Annotated in this window: 15 protein-coding genes; 4 read left to right on the forward strand and 11 right to left on the reverse strand. The window is 72.3% G+C overall.

Annotated elements, in window-relative coordinates:
• Positions 1 to 170 precede the first annotated feature (170 nt).
• Both U5C87_RS01760 and U5C87_RS01765 read left to right on the forward strand, forming a co-directional pair.
• The gene (locus U5C87_RS01760; RefSeq protein ID WP_330474930.1) at positions 171 to 1037 is read left to right on the forward strand and encodes a phosphatase PAP2 family protein; all 867 of its coding nucleotides are present in this window, start codon (positions 171 to 173) and stop codon (positions 1035 to 1037) included.
• A gap of 10 nt (positions 1038 to 1047) precedes the next feature.
• A complete protein-coding gene (locus tag U5C87_RS01765) occupies positions 1048 to 2733 on the forward strand; it encodes an FAD-dependent oxidoreductase (protein ID WP_330474931.1) in 1686 nt (561 codons plus the stop codon).
• Between the two features lie 143 nt (positions 2734 to 2876).
• Here the strand turns inward: U5C87_RS01765 and U5C87_RS01770 are convergent, their stop codons facing one another.
• The 5 genes from U5C87_RS01770 to U5C87_RS01790 all read right to left on the reverse strand — a co-directional run bounded on the left by U5C87_RS01770 (position 2877) and on the right by U5C87_RS01790 (position 5877).
• Entirely contained in the window at positions 2877 to 3170 is a 294-nt protein-coding gene (locus U5C87_RS01770) for a hypothetical protein (RefSeq protein WP_330474932.1), read from the reverse strand.
• A gap of 118 nt (positions 3171 to 3288) precedes the next feature.
• Positions 3289 to 3912 (reverse strand): FMN-binding negative transcriptional regulator, encoded by a 624-nt coding sequence (locus tag U5C87_RS01775; protein ID WP_330474933.1) that lies wholly within the window; start codon positions 3910 to 3912, stop codon positions 3289 to 3291.
• Positions 3913 to 4078: 166 nt separating this feature from the next.
• The gene (locus U5C87_RS01780) at positions 4079 to 4348 is read right to left on the reverse strand and encodes a hypothetical protein (RefSeq protein WP_330474934.1); all 270 of its coding nucleotides are present in this window, start codon (positions 4346 to 4348) and stop codon (positions 4079 to 4081) included.
• The gene (locus U5C87_RS01785) at positions 4345 to 5214 is read right to left on the reverse strand and encodes a DUF4097 family beta strand repeat-containing protein (protein WP_330474935.1); all 870 of its coding nucleotides are present in this window, start codon (positions 5212 to 5214) and stop codon (positions 4345 to 4347) included. The genes U5C87_RS01780 and U5C87_RS01785 overlap by 4 nt, the downstream gene beginning before the upstream one ends.
• A 102-nt stretch (positions 5215 to 5316) precedes the next feature.
• Positions 5317 to 5877: a toxin-antitoxin system HicB family antitoxin gene (locus U5C87_RS01790; RefSeq protein ID WP_330474936.1), complete on the reverse strand. Its 561-nt coding sequence runs from the start codon at positions 5875 to 5877 to the stop codon at positions 5317 to 5319.
• Between the two features lie 105 nt (positions 5878 to 5982).
• Between U5C87_RS01790 and U5C87_RS01795 the strand changes: the two genes are divergently transcribed.
• Both U5C87_RS01795 and U5C87_RS01800 read left to right on the forward strand, forming a co-directional pair.
• Positions 5983 to 7299: an MBL fold metallo-hydrolase gene (locus U5C87_RS01795; RefSeq protein WP_330474937.1), complete on the forward strand. Its 1317-nt coding sequence runs from the start codon at positions 5983 to 5985 to the stop codon at positions 7297 to 7299.
• Between the two features lie 151 nt (positions 7300 to 7450).
• Complete coding sequence (locus U5C87_RS01800; protein ID WP_330474938.1) at positions 7451 to 8548, forward strand: MBL fold metallo-hydrolase; 1098 nt, start codon at positions 7451 to 7453, stop codon at positions 8546 to 8548.
• Positions 8549 to 8586: 38 nt separating this feature from the next.
• Here U5C87_RS01800 and U5C87_RS01805 read toward each other — a convergent pair whose 3' ends face one another.
• The 6 genes from U5C87_RS01805 to U5C87_RS01830 form a co-directional block, all read right to left on the reverse strand.
• Entirely contained in the window at positions 8587 to 9132 is a 546-nt protein-coding gene (locus U5C87_RS01805) for a GtrA family protein (protein WP_330474939.1), read from the reverse strand.
• Between the two features lie 5 nt (positions 9133 to 9137).
• The gene (locus U5C87_RS01810; RefSeq protein WP_330474940.1) at positions 9138 to 11216 is read right to left on the reverse strand and encodes a glycosyltransferase family 39 protein; all 2079 of its coding nucleotides are present in this window, start codon (positions 11214 to 11216) and stop codon (positions 9138 to 9140) included.
• A 93-nt stretch (positions 11217 to 11309) separates the two neighbouring features.
• Complete coding sequence (locus tag U5C87_RS01815; protein WP_330474941.1) at positions 11310 to 12446, reverse strand: hypothetical protein; 1137 nt, start codon at positions 12444 to 12446, stop codon at positions 11310 to 11312.
• 93 nt (positions 12447 to 12539) lie between these two features.
• Positions 12540 to 13382 carry a CHAT domain-containing protein gene (locus U5C87_RS01820; RefSeq protein ID WP_330474942.1) on the reverse strand — a complete coding sequence of 281 codons (843 nt, stop codon included), beginning with the start codon at positions 13380 to 13382 and terminating at the stop codon, positions 12540 to 12542.
• Positions 13383 to 13678: 296 nt separating this feature from the next.
• Positions 13679 to 15418 (reverse strand): sensor histidine kinase, encoded by a 1740-nt coding sequence (locus U5C87_RS01825; protein ID WP_330474943.1) that lies wholly within the window; start codon positions 15416 to 15418, stop codon positions 13679 to 13681.
• Positions 15396 to 16133 (reverse strand): response regulator transcription factor, encoded by a 738-nt coding sequence (locus tag U5C87_RS01830; RefSeq protein ID WP_030198718.1) that lies wholly within the window; start codon positions 16131 to 16133, stop codon positions 15396 to 15398. Before U5C87_RS01830 ends, U5C87_RS01825 begins: the two co-directional genes overlap by 23 nt.
• Positions 16134 to 16256: the final 123 nt, after the last annotated feature.

The raw sequence follows: 16256 nt of genomic DNA on the forward strand, positions 1-16256 counted from the left end.
CGTCGGGGACGGGCAGCACCGAACAGAGCCCCCGCTCGCCCAACTGAGCGGGGGCTCTGTGCTGCCCCCTCGGCCACCCTCGGCCACCGATCGCGTATGCCGCGTGGCGGCGCCGAGCGTGTTCGCCGGGTCGCGCCGCCGCTGCGGGTCACTGCGGGTAAGGATGGGTCATGCCAGACTCCCCGCGCTCGCGCACGCCGGACGACACGATCGGTGCCCGGGACCTCACCGCGTGGCACACCCGCTCCGGACGGTGGCTCGTCGGGCTCTTCGCCGGCGTGGCCCACGCCTCGCGGCCCGCGGCGCGCCGGGTCGTCTCGTGGTCGTCGGCGCACCTGGCCTTCGTCGTCTTCGCCGTGGTCGCCCTCGTCGTCATGGCTGCCCTCGTCGAGGGCGTCGAGACCGTCTACGAGGGGGTCGTCGGACGCGACGGGCTGACCGTCGTCGACCAGCCCGTCCTCGACGCCGCGATCACGCTACGCTCCCCCGGCCTCGACTCGGCCGTCACGGCGTTCACCGACGTCGGAGGCCCGGTCGGCATGCCGATCCTCGCGCTCGTGGCCGTCGCGGTCATCACGTGGCGCCGGCGGCGGTGGACCCCCGTCGTCCTGATGCTCATCGCCGCTGCGGGCTCGCTCGCGATGACGATCGTCGGCAAGGGCTTCGTCGACCGGGCCCGGCCGCCGGCCGACCTGGCCGTGCCGCCGCTCGAGGTGTCGGCGTCCTTCCCCAGCGGCCACACGCTCAACGCGACGGTGCTCACCACCGTCATCGTCTACCTCGTCCTCATCGAGACCACCGCCGCGTGGCAGCGCACGCTGACGATCACGCTCGGCACGCTCTTCGTCCTGGCGATGGGCCTCTCCCGCGTCTTCCTCGGGCACCACTGGCTCACCGACGTGCTCGCGGGCTGGCTCATCGGCCTCGCCTGGGCCCTGGCCGTCATCACCGCCCACCGCCTGTGGCTCACCCTGCGCGAACGACCGGCGGTCGCGGGCTCGCCCGACGGCATACCCCAGGAGGGCGCAGCCTCCTAGGATCGATCGGGTGAAGCCGGCGATCATCCTCGTGTCCGAGACGCGCTCCGACGAGCTGCGGGGCGAGTTCGGGCGCTACGCCCGCGACTACGACCTGCCGACGGCGACGTCGGCCCGCGAGGCCAAGCAGGCGGCGAAGCGCGTCGTCGCCGAGGGCGGCCAGGTCGCGATGTTCGTCACCGAGTCGCGGCTGCCCGACGCGGAGGTGTTCGAGGCCTTCCACTGGTGGCGCGCGACCGTGCCCACGGCGCGACGGGTCATCGCCGCGCACTTGTCGACCTTCCGCGAGGACGCCGAGAGCCTGCGGGGCGGCATGGCCAAGGGCAAGTACGACGCCTACCTCCTCGCGCCGCGCGGCGCCCGCGACGAGGAGTTCCACACGGCCATCTGCGAGCTGCTGTCCGACTGGGGATCCACCGTCGCCGAGCCCGAGGTCGTCGCCGTCGCGATCGTCTCGCCCGTCGAGGACGCACTGACGCTGAGCATCCGCGACTACCTCGACCGGATGGGCCTGCCCAACCGCGTCTACCCGCCCGACAGCGACAAGGGCCGGCACGTCCTCGAGCTCCTGGCGGCCGAGGGCGCCGAGCCGGAGTTCCCGGTCTTCATGGACCTCAACCAGCGCGTCGGCAGCGCCCGGAGCGTGCGCGACGTCGCCTCGGCCATCTACGGACGGCCGGCGGACGTCGACGTCGACCGGGTCGTGGACGTCGCCATCGTCGGAGCCGGACCCGCTGGTCTCGCCGCCGCGGTCTACGCCTCGTCCGAGGGCCTCAGCACGGTCGTGCTCGAGGCGGAAGCCGTCGGCGGACAGGCGGGCACGTCGTCGATGATCCGCAACTACCTCGGCTTCCCGAGGGGCATCAGCGGCATGCGTCTGGCCCAGCGCGCGCGCAACCAGGCGATCCGCTTCGGCACCCAGTTCTTCTCCGGCTGGCCGGTCACCGCGCTCGAGCCGGGCGCGGTCGACGCAGAGGGCAAGCGCGAGCCGCACCGGCTGCACACCGACGGCGGCGACCTGCTCGCCCGTGCCGTCGTCGTGTCGGCGGGCGTCAAGTACCGCCGGCTCGACGCCCCCGGGATCGAGAAGCTCGTCGGCCTCGGCGTCCACTACGGAAGCGCCATGACGGCCGCCCGGGAGATGGAGGGGTACGACGTCATCGTCGTCGGCGGGGGCAACTCCGCCGGCCAGGCCGCGATCCACCTCGCCCGCTTCGCGCGGTCGGTGACGATCCTCGTCCGGCGCGAGACCCTCGCCGAGACGATGTCGGACTACCTCGTCGGAGAGATCGCCTACAACCCGCGGATCACGGTGCAGGGCTGCTCGGAGGTCGTCGAGGGCGGGGCCGGCGACGACGCCCGGCTCGGCTGGGTCACGGTGCGCAACACGTCCGACGGGACGCACGAGCGGCGCGAGTGCCGAGGGCTCTTCCTGCTCATCGGCGCGGAGCCGCACTGCGACTGGCTGCCCGCCGAGGTCGTCCGCGACGCGCGCGGCTTCGTCCTGACCGGGCGCGACGTCCCGCTGGAGCTCTGGCGCGGGGGCCTGCCGCCCGAGAGCCTCGAGACGACGGTGCCGGGCGTCTTCGCGGCCGGCGACATCCGCGCCGGGTCGATGAAGCGGGTGGCCGCGGCGAGCGGAGAGGGCGCGTCGGTCGTGCCGCTCGTGCACGCCTGGCTCGACCCGTCCCGCTGACCCGACCCGCACCCCCATCCCGTCGAGTGCCCATTTCCTGACGTCGGAAACTGGGCACTCGACGCAGAACTCCCGTCGAGTGCCCAACTTCTGGCGTCGGGAACTGGGCACTCGACGCAGAACTCCCGGGCTCCGCTTCCTCGTCAGAGGCGGATGAGCTGCCCGTCGCGGAACGAGTAGCGGTAGGCCGTCGTCGTGGCGGCCGGCAGGTTGGCGGGGTGCGACGCGTGGTGGCGGTGCGGGTGCGGAGCCGGCTCCGTGGCGGCGCGCACCGGCGTCAGGCCACCGGCGACACCGGCGGCGTGCGCCTGGCCGGCACCGAGCGCGGCCGTGCCGACGAAGGCGACGGCGACAGCCGCACCGGCGGCGCCGAGGCCACGACGCAACGTGGAGCGGAGGGTCGAGGGGGCGGTCCCGGGGCGAGGTGTCGTGTCCATGGCTCCACCGTCGTGCCCGCTCCTGTGGGGCGTCTGTGCCTGAGGGGTGCGTTGCTCATGCGTCGGGAAGCCCTGCGGCGCAGCGTCTTTCACCCCGAGCGGCTGGCAGGCGCAGCGTCTAGCCGCGGAGCGCCCGCTCCATCTCGTCCGCGACGAGGTGTGCCACGGCGTCGCCCTGGGCGCGCAGCCCCTCGATCGCGCCCTCGCGGTCGGCGTCGGACCTGTTCTGGCTCAGCTTGGCCTTGCCCTCGACCGACTCGACGACGACCTCGATACCGACGATGGCGCGCAACCTGCCCCGGACGTACTTCGCCGGCGCATCGCTGACGGCCCAGGGCTGCTCGCGACCGGACTCGTGCCGCTCGGTGAGCCGGGTGACGACATCGAGCACCCAGTCGAGGTCGTCATGGACCGTGACGGCGCCTCGGAGCTGGACCTCGCTGTAGTTCCACGTCGGCACGACGCGTCCGTGCTCGGCCTTGCTGGCGTACCACCCCGGCGAGACGTAGGCATCGGCGCCGGCGACCACGACGAGCCCCGGCGACGCCGGCGCGATCCGCGTCCAGTGGTCGTTGGCGCGCGCGAGGTGCCCGACGACCCGGTCGCCGTCCACGATGACGGGCAGCAGCGTCGAGTCGGGACGGCCGTCCGGACCGACGGTCACGAGGTGCGCTGAGGCGTGGGCGGCGAGGAACGCCGACACGCCGGGGTCGTCCATGGCGTTGGCCTTGGGCACGTACATCCTCCGATGGTGTCACGCGCGGCTCGGCCTCGGCCGGGCTCCTGGTCAGTGGTGCGTCTTCTCGTCACCGGTGCACCACTGACGGGGTGCCCCTGGCGCGACGAGGAGCCACACCACGCACGAAGCCCGCCGACAGTGTCGACGGGCTCCGCGGGGAGGGACGGGATCAGCTGTGCCGGTGCGGTGTCCGGCGAGGTGCCGCGGTCCACGGCCGCGGGCTGCCGGCGTGCGGCGCCGTCACGGGGTGGTGCGGCGGGACGGGTGCCGGCTCGGCGGCGGGGTCGAGCCGCTCGGCGAGGCTGCGGAGCAGGAGCGCCGCGCGGACGTGACGGCGGATGCGGCCCGCGTGGCGGGCAGCGGGCTGCGCGTGGTGCGCCGCGGCGACGCGCTCGACGATGCGCTCGCGGGCCACCGCCTCCTGGAGCGACAGGCTCATGCGAGGCTCACCTGCGCCCGCTTGACGCGGATGTCGCCGCTGCCCGAGTGCACCGTGAGCCGCGCCTGGGCCTCGGCGTCACCGGGACCCGAGGTGCCCTCGAGGTCGATGTCGACGTCTCCGGTCACGGTGTTGAGGTCGAGGTAGGCCGCGACGCCGTGCGCGACGGCGATGGTGACGTCGCCCGTGCCCGTCCGCGCCCGGACGTCGCCGCCGTGGACGCCGGCCAGGCTGACGTCGCCCGTGCCGGTGGTGAGCTCGAGGTCGCCGGTCGAGGCGCCGATCTGCAGGTCGCCCGACCCGGTCTTGGCCTTGACGGACGCGTCCGAGCGGCGCAGCGAGATGTCGCCGCTGCCCGAGACGAGGTCGAGGCGTCCGCCGCCGGTGCCGACGGTGATGTCGCCGGACCCCGTCTTGGCGTCGAGGTCGCCGCTCGCGGCCTGGAGGGTGATGTCGCCGGACCCGGACTTGAGCCGGGCCGAGGCCACCTCGTGGAAGACGAGGTCGCCCGCCCCGGTGCTGACGCGCACCTCGCCGAGCAGCCCTGCGGCGGTGACGTCGCCGGCACCCGTCTTGGCGTCGACCGAGCTGCCCGCGGGGAGCTCGATGTCGACGTCGACCGAGCCCTTGGTGCCGAGGGAGAAGAAGCTGTCACGCAGCTTCGGCGCGATGACGGAGACGTCGTTGCCGTGCGCCTCGACCGTGAACTTCTCGGCCATCTCGGCGCCGGACTTGCCGCGCGGGTGGAGGCGGACGGTCGTGGCCGTGCCGGTGCCGACCGTGAGGATCAGGTCGCCGACGAGGAGCTCGACCTTGAGGTTGATGGGACCCGTCGTGTCGAAGCGGGTCTCGAGGGTGGTGCCCATGGGAAGTCCCCTTTTGCTCGTGGTGCGCTGGTGGTGGTCGTATGCCGTGTCGTGCTGCGTGCGCGTGGTGGCTGGGCGCGTGGTGGCTCGGTCGCCCGCTGGTCAGCGGACCCAGCCCTGGACCCGCTTGTTGGACGAGCGGTTGCGGCCGGGGGCGCCGGGACCGAACTGCGGTCCGGGCGGCATCGAAGGGAAGGGCGGCATCGGGCCCGGTCCCGACGAGGTGGCGGCGCGGACCGCGTTGACGATCCACGTGTTGAGCGACTGGCCCCGGCCCGCGGCCAGCTCCTCGGCGCGGACCTTGAGGGCCTCGGGCAGGCGCAGGGTGATCCGGGAGGTCTCGGCACCCTCGTCGTCGGGTGACACGACGGTGGTGTCATCGGTGGCGATGGTCTGCGTGTCGTCGACGAGCGCGGAGGGCCCGCCCCCGACGACGACGAAGACGGGCTCGCGGCCCTGGAGGCGGACCTCGACGGACGTGCCCTCGAGCTCGTTCGTGATCTCGGCCGCTGCGTGCGACAGCGCGTCCATCAGGGCGAGGCGGGCGGAGGAGTCGAGCGCGAAGCCGATCCGTTCGGCGGCCTGCTCGGTCTCCGGACCCATCGCCCTGGCCGCCTGGGCGAGATCCCGACGCAGTGCGTCGACGTACTCGGTGATGTCCATGCGCATCACTATGACACCACTGTGGTGTCACGTCAACACCATGATGACGCTCAATGCGGGCGGGGTACGTTCAGCACACCCCTCGCTCCTGCTGAAAGGTGCTCGATGCGCAGCCTCGGAACCTCCGACCGTCCGTCCGTCCGAGCCCTCTCCTCCGCCATCGAGACGGTCTCCTCGCGCACCCGAGCGCGCCAGTTCGTGCGGGTGATGAACCGGATGGGCGCCTCGCCCGCCGCGATCCTGCCGTTCGTGCAGGACTCGCCGAACTTCAAGGGCCGACGCTTCGAGGGCGAGGAGCCGTCGCTGCGGCCCCGGGTCAAGGCGCAGACGAGCGCCCTGCTCGCAGCCATCCGCGTCAGCGGCCGCGGTCAGCCTGCGGGCACCGTGCCCGTCGTCACCGCCGAGCCGCCGCAGCAGCCCGGGGAGCTCGCCGTCACCTGGTACGGCCACGCGACGAGCGTGCTCGAGATCGACGGCGCCCGCTTCCTCATCGACCCGGTCTTCAGCGAGCGCGTCTCACCGATCCGCCACTCGGGCCCCAAGCGCATGCACCCGGTCCCGGGCGCCATCGCCGACCTCCCGAGCATCGACGCCGTGCTGCTCAGCCACGACCATTACGACCACCTCGACCAGCCCTCCATCGTGCGGCTCGAGGAGACCCACCGCCCGCACTACGTCGTGCCGCTCGGCGTCAACGCGCACCTCCTCTCCTGGGGCGTGCCCGAGTCGCGCATCACGGCCCTCGACTGGCGCGGCGAGACGGAGGTCGCGGGCATCCGCCTGACCTGCACCGAGGCGAGGCACAACTCCGGTCGCGGGCTCGTCGACAGCCAGACCCTCTGGGCGGGCTGGGCGCTGCACGGCCCCCGGCACACGGCCTACTTCGCCGGCGACTCCGGCACGTCCAAGCGGTTCGCCGCGATCGGCGCCGACCTCGGCCCGTTCGACGTGACCCTGATGCCGGTCGGGGCCTACGACTCGTTCTGGCCCGACATCCACATGGACCCCGAGCAGGCCCTCGCCGCGCACCGCGACGTCAACCGCATCGGCGACGAGGCGCACGCCCTGACCGAGGACGCCGCCGGGATCGCCGACGCCTTCATCGAGGGCGACCAGCGCATCGACACCCCCGGTGGCACCCACGAGGAGGGCGAGCGCACCGAGACGACCCGCACCGTGCAGACCGCCGCCCGCGAGTCGCTGCTCGTCCCGATCCACTGGGCGACCTTCAACCTCTCGATGCACTGGTGGGCCGAGCCGGTCCGTCGCATCCGCAAGGCCGCTGTCGAGGCGCACGTGCCCGTCGCCTTCCCCCGCGTCGGGCAGCGCGTCGACCTCACGACCGGAGACGCCGCCGAGGTCGCGGCCGCCCACTCCGAGCCGTGGTGGGAGGAGTGCGCGGCACCCGAGGACCGCGACTGACGCGCCCGACCACACGGCATACGCCATCGGGCGCGCGCGCCGGGAGCCCACCGCGGGAACTCGGGCGCTCGCCCCGACGCTGGACGAGAATGACGACAGCCCGCGCCCGCGTGGCTGCCGAGCCGTGAGGCACGACAGGCAGGAGAAGCCCGTGCAGCTCCCGATCCTCCGCCGGATGGGTGCGTCGACCGCGTCGCAGCGCCAGCGCGTCACCGGATCGCCCCACTACCGTGACGGCGAGTTCCGTTCCCACGAGCCGACGCACGTCGTCGCGACGTCCGAGGCCGAGGGGCCCGGCAGCATGTTCGCGACGATGGTCCGCGAGTTCGGGCGCGGCCGCCCCCGAGGCACCGTGCCGCTCGTGACCCCGCGCCACCCGCACGAGCCCGCCGACCTGGCCGTCACCTGGTACGGCCACGCGACGAGCGTCGTCGAGCTCGACGGCCGGCGCTTCCTGCTCGACCCGGTCTTCGGCCGGCGCGCGTCGCCGTCCGTCGTCGCCGGGCCCAAGCGCCTGCACCCCGTGCCCGGCCGCATCGCCGAGATCCCGCACCTCGACGCCGTCGTGATCAGCCACGACCACTACGACCACCTCGACGAGCCGTCGATCCGCCAGCTCGAGCGCACCCACCGGCCGCACTACGTCGTGCCCATCGGGGTCGACGCGCACCTCCGCGAGTGGGGCGTGCCGACGGGCCGCATCACGAGCCTCGACTGGCGCGAGGAGACCGAGGTCGCCGGCATCCGCCTCACCTGCACCGAGGCCCGGCACTTCTCCGGGCGCGGCTTCGTGCGCAACCAGACGCTGTGGGCGGCGTGGTCGCTGCACGGCCCTCGCCACTCGGTCTTCTTCGGCGGTGACTCCGGGCCGACGCACCGCTACGCCGACATCGGCGCCGACCTCGGGCCGTTCGACCTGACGATCATCCCGATCGGGGCCTACAGCGTGCACTGGCCCGACATCCACCTCAACCCCGAGGAGGCCATCGAGGCCCACCTCGAGGTCAACAAGGGCGAGACCGACTCGGTGCTGCTGCCCATCCACTGGGCCACCTTCAACCTCGCCACGCACTGGTGGAGCGAGCCCATCCGTTGGGCGCGCAAGGTCGCCGCCGACCGTGGCGTGCGCATGGTCGCTCCGCGCGTCGGCACGCGGATCGAGCTGAGCGACAACGACATCGACGAGGTCGTCGCCGCTCACCAGGACCCGTGGTGGGAGGCGTGCGCGGCCCCCGAGGACCGCGACTAGTTCGTATGCGGTCCGCCGGACGGCCCGGCGGACCGCCATCAACCGTCGCTGTGCGGGCTCTCGAGCACGCCGTCGACCACGTATGCCGGGTCGTGGCGGTCCGTGGGTCCGCCGGGTGACACCCCGGCGGACTCGGCCGGCTCTGCCGTGACCGGGGTGCGGAAGATCCAGCGCCGCATCGCCACGAACCGGGCTGCCGTCGACAGGACGTTGGCCACGGCGACGACGACCGTCTGCACGACGGTGCCTGCATCAGGCGACACCGCTCCGAGGACGGCCAGCGCGAGGGTCGTGGCGGCATACGTGATCGCGAAGATGACGAGCGCCTGGCTGTGGTGGAAGACGAGCTTGCGACGCCCCGAGACGCCGAACGTCCACGCCCGGTTGAGGGCCGTGTTGAAGAGCGTCGCGAGCACGAGCGCCACCCCGTTCGCCAGCTGCGAGGGGGCACCGCCCCGCACCAGGGCCGCGAAGAGGCCGAGGTGCAGGGCGGTGGACAGCAGGCCGACGCCCGCGAAGCGGATGATCTGCTGGGACAGGCGGACTCGTCGCACCGACAGGGGTCCGGTCGTTGGCGTCGACATGGTGGTCACTGGAGCGGCTGGGTCAGGTCGTAGAACGTCGAGCCGTCGATCGTCACCGGGGTGAAGTTCTCCTGCACCCAGGAGCTGATCTCCGACGAGGCGCTGCTGCCACCGTTCTGGTTGCCGAACCCCCTGCCGCCACCGGCGAAGTAGTGGATCTGGCCGTTCGCGACGTACTGCTGGAACTGGGCGAGCGTCGGGCTCGGGTCCGAGCCGTTGAACCCGCCGATCGCCATGACCGGGAGCTGCGTGCCGAGCTGGAGCCCGGCTGCGGTCTGCGACCCGACCGCCGCGGCCACCCACGTATAGCTGCTGGCGTCGGCCGACAGTGCCGCGACGACGGCGGTGCTCGGGGTCGAGGCGTCGAGCAGGCCGCCCATGCCGCCCCCGGTGCCCCCGGTCTGCGGACCGCCCTGCTGCGTCGTGCCGTTCGCGCCCTGCTGGGTGCCGGTCTGCCCGGGCAGCGACGGCGGCGTGCCGCCGCCCCCGAAGCCGCCGGCGCCACCCGGCCCACGGCTCGAGCCGGCAGGACCGGCCGTCACGATGGACCCGCTGTGACCCTGGGCGGTGGTCGACACGGCATATGCCCCCGGGCCGGCAAGGCCGGCGACGAGCGCCGCGGCGAGGACGAACGGGACGGCGCGGGCGTGCATCCAGCGGGTCGCGAGGATGAGCAGGGCCGCGGCCATGCCGACGGCCAGCACCGAGATGCGCAGCCAGTCGCCGTAGGCCGTGGTGCGCGAGAGGAGGATGAAGCTCCACGTCGCGGCGGCCGCGGTCGCAGCGGCGAGGGCGACCGTGCCGACCGCGGTCGAGCGGCGCTGCCAGGCCTCGACCGCCCCCATGCCGACGAGGGCGCCTATCGCGGGGGCGAGGGCCACGGTGTAGTACTCGTGGAAGATGCCGGCCATGAACGAGAAGACGAGCATCGTGACGACGAGCCAGCCGCCCCAGACGAGGTAGGCCGCGCGGCGCAGGTCGGTGCGCGGGCGACGGCCACGCAGCCACAGGCCGGCCGCGAGCAGAATGAGCGCGCTCGGGATCAACCAGGAGATCTGGTCGCCGACGGTCGAGGAGAACATCCGGAAGAGCCCGGTCTCACCCCACATGCCACCGCCCGCAGCGCCGCCTCCTCCGCCGCCGACGGAGCCGGTCTCGTCACCGCTCAGGCGGCCGAGGCCGTTGTAGCCGAAGGTCAGCTCGAGGAACGAGTTCGTCTGGCTGCCACCGATGTACGGGCGGGCCGAGGCTGGCACGAGCTCGACGATCGCGACCCACCAACCGGCCGACAGCACCATCGTGCCGACGGCGAGCAGCGAGTGGACGATCCGCTTGCGCAGGGTCGTCGGCGCGGCGATGAGGTAGGCGAGGCCGAAGAACGGCACGACGAGCAGGACCTGGAGGGTCTTGGTGAGGAAGCCGAGGCCGATGAAGACGCCGACGATCATCATCCACTTCGGGGAGGCCTGCTCGATGGCCTTGATGGTGGCCCACGCGCCGAGCGCCATGAGCAGCGTCAGGAGCGCGTCCGGGTTGTTGAAGGTGAACATCAGCGCGGCGACCGGTGTCAGCGCGAGGACGACGCCGGCGATGAGGCCGGCGGCGGCGCCGAACTGGCGCTTGACCGTCGTGTAGACGACGCCGACCGTCGCGACACCCATGAGGGCCTGCGGCAGCAGGATCGCGAACGAGCTGAGCCCGAGGAGGCGAACCGAGAGCGCCATCACCCAGAGCGAGGCCGGCGGCTTGTCGACGGTGATCGAGTTCGCCGCGTCGGAGCTGCCGTAGAAGAAGGCCTTCCAGCTGTCGCTGCCGGCCTGGACCGCGGCGGAGTAGAAGGAGTTCGCGTAGCCGCTCGCCGTGAGGTTCCAGGTGTAGAGCACGAGCGTCACGAGCAGGAGACCGAGGAGCGCGGGACGGGCCCACGACGGGTCGGCGTCGGAGCCGCGCCACAGGCGCTTCATCCGACCCGGACGACCCGCACGGGCGGTGGGCTGGGAGGTGTGGGGCCGGGCGTCCGCCGGCCCGGCGGGCGCCGACGCGGTGCCGGTCCCGCCCGTGGTGGTGAGGGTCATCGTGTCCATGTCCCCACCGTCGAGCCCGGGTCTGTGCCCTTCCTATGACATGACTTTGGTGCGCTGATGAGCGGTTGCGATCCGGCAATTCGCCCTTGGCTACTAGCTCCCTGCGGGGGTTGGGGTCGACGGGTCCGGTGAGAACGAGTGGGTCTTGCAGTTGTCGCCCGGATTCTCATCGCCCGCCTGGCTGGTGACGGTGACCGTGACGGTGACGGTAACTTCCATCGGGGTCGACACGGTGGCGTAGACCTTGACTGGCGCATCCTTCGTCAGGTCGTCGATCGTGCACGTGGTGCTGATCGCCCCCGCACCGACGGGACAGTTCTGGTCCCTGCCGTCAGGCGGCTGCACGGTCACGCCCGACAGGCTCGTGGAGTCGCCACCGCCCACGGTGACCTCGACCGTCACCTGCTTGCCCACGTCCGCCCCCTGGTTGACGACCTCGAAGACGAGCGTCTTGTTGTTGGGCAACTCACGCAGATAGGACACCACGAGATCGGGCTGGGGCAGGTACTGGTCCGGAGGATTCGAGACGGCCGGCTGCTTTCCGACGTCCGGCGACTCCCCGACGCCCGTCGTCGAGGTGTCGGAACTGATGGTCGGCGGGCTGGTGACGACGGGGCCGGGCTGCACGACCCGCCAGAGACCGAAGGCGGCCGCCCCAGCCAGGACCAACAAGATCAAGACGAGTCGGCCGCGTCGCCGTGCGGGTCGCCCGAAAACGAGCGGTTGGTCCTCCTCCGGCCAGCTCAGCGGCGAGGTCTTGTCGCGCGGGGGCCCGCCACCGCCTCCGGCCGGGACAGCGTCGCGGGCCACGTCGGTGACGGCGGCCACGAGCGACGCCGGAGGAGCCGGTTTCCCCTCCGGCTTGGTGACGTCCACCGTGCACGTCCGCGACCGGACCGAGCGCTCGCCCCCGTCACCCAGGGCGACGACCGAATACTGGTGTTCGCCCTGAACCGGGGTGTCATCCAGAGCCATGGGCAAGGAGACGATCGCGTGACGGACGCCGTCGCGCCACACCTCCCAGGCGCTCACGGGCAGCGCATGGTCCGGTGGCTGCTGCCACATCAGGTTGACCACCCCGTCGACCACCTCGGCACGCAGGTGGAGGGGCTGGGCCGGAGGCTCAGGACCGGGGGCTCGGGTCTCCACAGGGGGCGCGGCGTCCGCGGCGGTCTCGTCACGGGTCGTCAGGTCGAACAGCACCCCGTCGACGGCGCGGAGGTAGAGCACCGGGGTGGCCCACTCGCTCTCGCTGACGGCGAGGACGGCCTGCCGGGCAAGGGTCACGGCCAGGTCCACGGGTCTTCCGGCCGTAACCGAGTCCTAGAGGGTGCGGCTGAACGCCGTTGCCGCCCCGTCGGTGATCTGGAACTGCATGGCCACGACGGCAGGAATCCCCTGCTCCACCAAGGCGATCGCCGTGCTGGCATACGGATCGACGTCACTGACGCGTCCGCCTTCGCACGAGTTGAGGACCGCGAGCCGGATCGGCGCGTTCGACAGCATGACGCCGAGCTGGCTGCCACTCACACGGCGCTGGCGTCCGTCCGGACCGGTGAAGGCCAGGTGCCCTTCCCCCGTCTCGGCGTCGACGCCGCCGTGCCCGATGTGGTGGAAGATGTGGAAGTCCTCGTGCATCAAGGTCTCGCGCACGTCCTCCAACGAGGACGACGGCAGCCGAACGAGCTCGAGCCGCCCGGACTGCACCAAGGGTTGGAGCTCGGTCCGCAGGAGGGTCCACTCCCGCTCCACCTCGAGCGCAGGAAGGTCTGTCGGGCTGGAGATCACGACGAGCATCCGGAGCGGGCCGGTCACTCGCAAGGGCAGCACCGGCTCTGGCAGGTCGACGAAGCGGAGCGTCGGGAATCGGCTGAGCTGGCAGGGATACCAGTGCCGCTCGGGGTCGTAGAGCAGCTCCCACGGGAGGTTCGCCAGCGACGTGGCGTCGGCGAAGCGGATCCGCAGGCGCAACCCGCGCTGCCTCTGGGCCGAGACGTACTGGCTGGTGCGCAGGATCGCGAGCGCCTTGTCGTTGAAGGGTGCCCGGAACAGGTCCGCGCCGAACTCCTTCGCACCCGGTCCCGCGACGGCGCCCGGGACCAGTCTCCGCTGTCCCCGAACGGCGAGCCGCAGCGCGGGGAGGCCTCCAGGGGGTTGCGGCGGCACGAACGGGAGCGGCGGGACCGGCCCCGTCGGGGACTCGACGACGCGCGCCGTGTACCCCTCGCCGCTGCGTTCGAGCAGGACCTCGAACTCGTCGTACTCCAGCTCCTTGATCGCGATCTCCCCCTCACGGCGAATCGCGAGTCGGGCCTCACCGGAAGCTCCGCGGCACCCTGCGCCGAGGCAGGCGATGCCCCGCTCTCACGTCCACCGTATTCCCGGCTTGGGCCCGACCTGACGGGAACGGACGAGGTGCCCGTGTCGGCCTCGTCACCTCCGACGGGCACGGCGTGAGCGCGTCAGGCCACGGCGGACGCCGCTGGGAGCAGGAGGCTGAAGGTCGTGTCTCCCGGGCGGCTGTCGAGCTCGACACGTCCGCCGTGGGCCTTGCTCACGGCCGCGACGATCGACAGGCCCAGGCCCGTGCTGCCACTCGCCCGCACCCGTGCCCCGTCACCTCGGGCGAACCGCTCGAAGACGTTGGGCTGCAACGACTCCGGCACGCCGGGTCCGTCGTCGTGGACGGCCACACGCACCCACTCGCCCTCGGGTCGCACCGACGTCGTGACACGGGTGCCGTCGGGGGTGTGCGTGCGCGCGTTGGCCAGCAGGTTGGCCACGACCTGGTGCAGCCGGGCGCCGTCTCCGGTCACCTCGACGGGCTCGGGCGGGAGGTCGAGGTCCCACCGGTGGCCGGGTGAGGCGGCGTGGGCGTCGCTGACGGCGTTGATGACGAGCATCGACATGTCGACCGGCGCCTCCTCCAGCGGGCGTCCGGCGTCGAGGCGCGCGAGAAGGAGCAGGTCCTCGACGAGCGAGCTCATGCGGTTGGCCTCGGACTCGATGCGGCCCATCGCGTGGGTGACCGTCTGCGGGACGACGTCGGGCTCGCGCCGCGACAGCTCGGCGTAGCCCTTGATCGAGGCAAGCGGCGTGCGCAGCTCGTGCGAGGCGTCGGCGACGAACTGGCGCACGCGCTGCTCGCTCTGGTGCCGGGCGTTGAGGGCCTCGTCGACGTGGTCGAGCATCTCGTTGAAGGCGGCCCCCACCTGCCCGACCTCGGTGCGGGTGTCGGTGTCTGCCGGGTCGACGCGCTCGCCCAGGGCGACCCGACCCGACGCCAGCGGCGTCTGCGAGACCTTCGTGGCCGTGGCCGCCACCCGGCGGAGCGGCTCGAGGTTGCGCCGCACGAGCCAGGTGCCGAGCAGGGCCACGAGGATGATGCCGGCCGCGACGGTCGCGATCGCGATGACGATCATGCGCCCGACGATGACGTCGGTCGGTCCGGTCGAGATGCCGGCCACGTAGGTGCCGATGACCTGGTCGCCGGTCTGGAGGTTCCGGATCGGCCGGGTGGCCGCGACCGTGCGGTAGCGGCCGATCTCGCCGCCGAGGTCGAGCGTCTTCGGCGTCGACCCGAGCCCGGCCGCCTTGACGAGCGCGATCTGGGAGCTCGTCAGACTGGTGCGCACGCCGGATCGGTAGACGTAGCCGGCGTTTCCGTCCGCCGTGAGGTAGACCTCCATCCGGTCCGCCCCCGGGCCGCCACCCGGGCCTCCGTCGTCGTCACCACCCCGGCTGGGACGGTTGAGGGAGTCGGACAGCTGCTGGTCGACCTGGCCGATGAGGGCCTGGTTGAGCGCGGTCACCGTGAACACGGCGGTCATCATGCTGAGCACGGTGAACAGGGCGAGCATCGAGGCGACGAGCTTGGCGCGCAGGGTCCACGCCGACCACGGCCGCACCCGTTCACGCGTTGCGTCCCACCGCTCGCGCAGCGTGGGCCCGCCCGGGTCCCTCGGACCAGACGTGGACGTGGCCCCGGCCGACCCGGCAGGTGTGGCGGGAGCGGTGCCCGGCGACACGGCATACGCCATCGTGTCGTCGGTGCCGTGAGCCGTACGGCTGCTCTCGTCGGTGAAGCCGACCCCGTCCGCGAAGAGGTCGGGCGCTGCGGCGCCGTCGGCCTCGGGGAGGTCGGCGGGGTCGGGGAGGTCCGTGTCGGCGTGGCCGATGTCAGACGGCCGGCTTGAGGACATACCCAGCTCCTCGCATGGTGTGGATCATCGGCTCCCGTCCCGCGTCGATCTTCTTGCGCAGGTAGGAGATGTAGAGCTCGACGACGTTGGCCTGGCCGCCGAAGTCGTAGTTCCAGACGCGGTCGAGGATCTGCGCCTTGGACAGGACCCGCTTCGGGTTGCGCATGAGGTAGCGCAGGAGCTCGAACTCCGTTGCGGTCAGGTGGATCTCCTCGCTGCCGCGCATCACCTCGTGGCTGTCCTCGTCGAGGGTGAGGTCGCCGACGACGAGCATCGAGTCCGAGGACGAGACGGCGATCGTCGTGCGGCGCATGAGCGCACGGACGCGGGCGACGACCTCCTCGAGGGAGAACGGCTTGGTCACATAGTCGTCGCCGCCGGCGGTGAGCCCCGAGACGCGGTCCTCGACGGCGTCCTTGGCGGTGAGGAAGAGGACCGGCACGTTGCTGTTGTCGGCGCGCATGCGGCGCAGCACCTCGAGACCGTCGAAGTCGGGCAGCATCATGTCGAGCACGACCGCGTCGGGGTCGAACTCGCGCGCGGCGCGCACGGCCTCCATGCCAGTCCCGGCTGCACGCACCTCCCAGCCCTCGTAGCGCAGCGCCATGCCGAGCAGCTCGGTGAGGTTGGCCTCGTCGTCGACGACGAGCACCCGCACCGGGGAGCCGTCGAGCCGCTGGAGTCGCGCTGCTGCGGGCTTGGTCTTCTCGCTCATGTCATCCAGTGAAACCCGAGGGACTGTGCGATGACCAGTACCTCCCTGTGTGATTCCTGTGGAGCCTCTGTCCCGGCCCCGACAAGTCCCAGCCCGCCGACGGCTCTGCCACAGCGCTCGCAC

Source organism: Terrabacter sp. C0L_2 (assembly GCF_036352015.1).
Classification (GTDB): Bacteria; Actinomycetota; Actinomycetes; order Actinomycetales; family Dermatophilaceae; genus Terrabacter; species Terrabacter tumescens.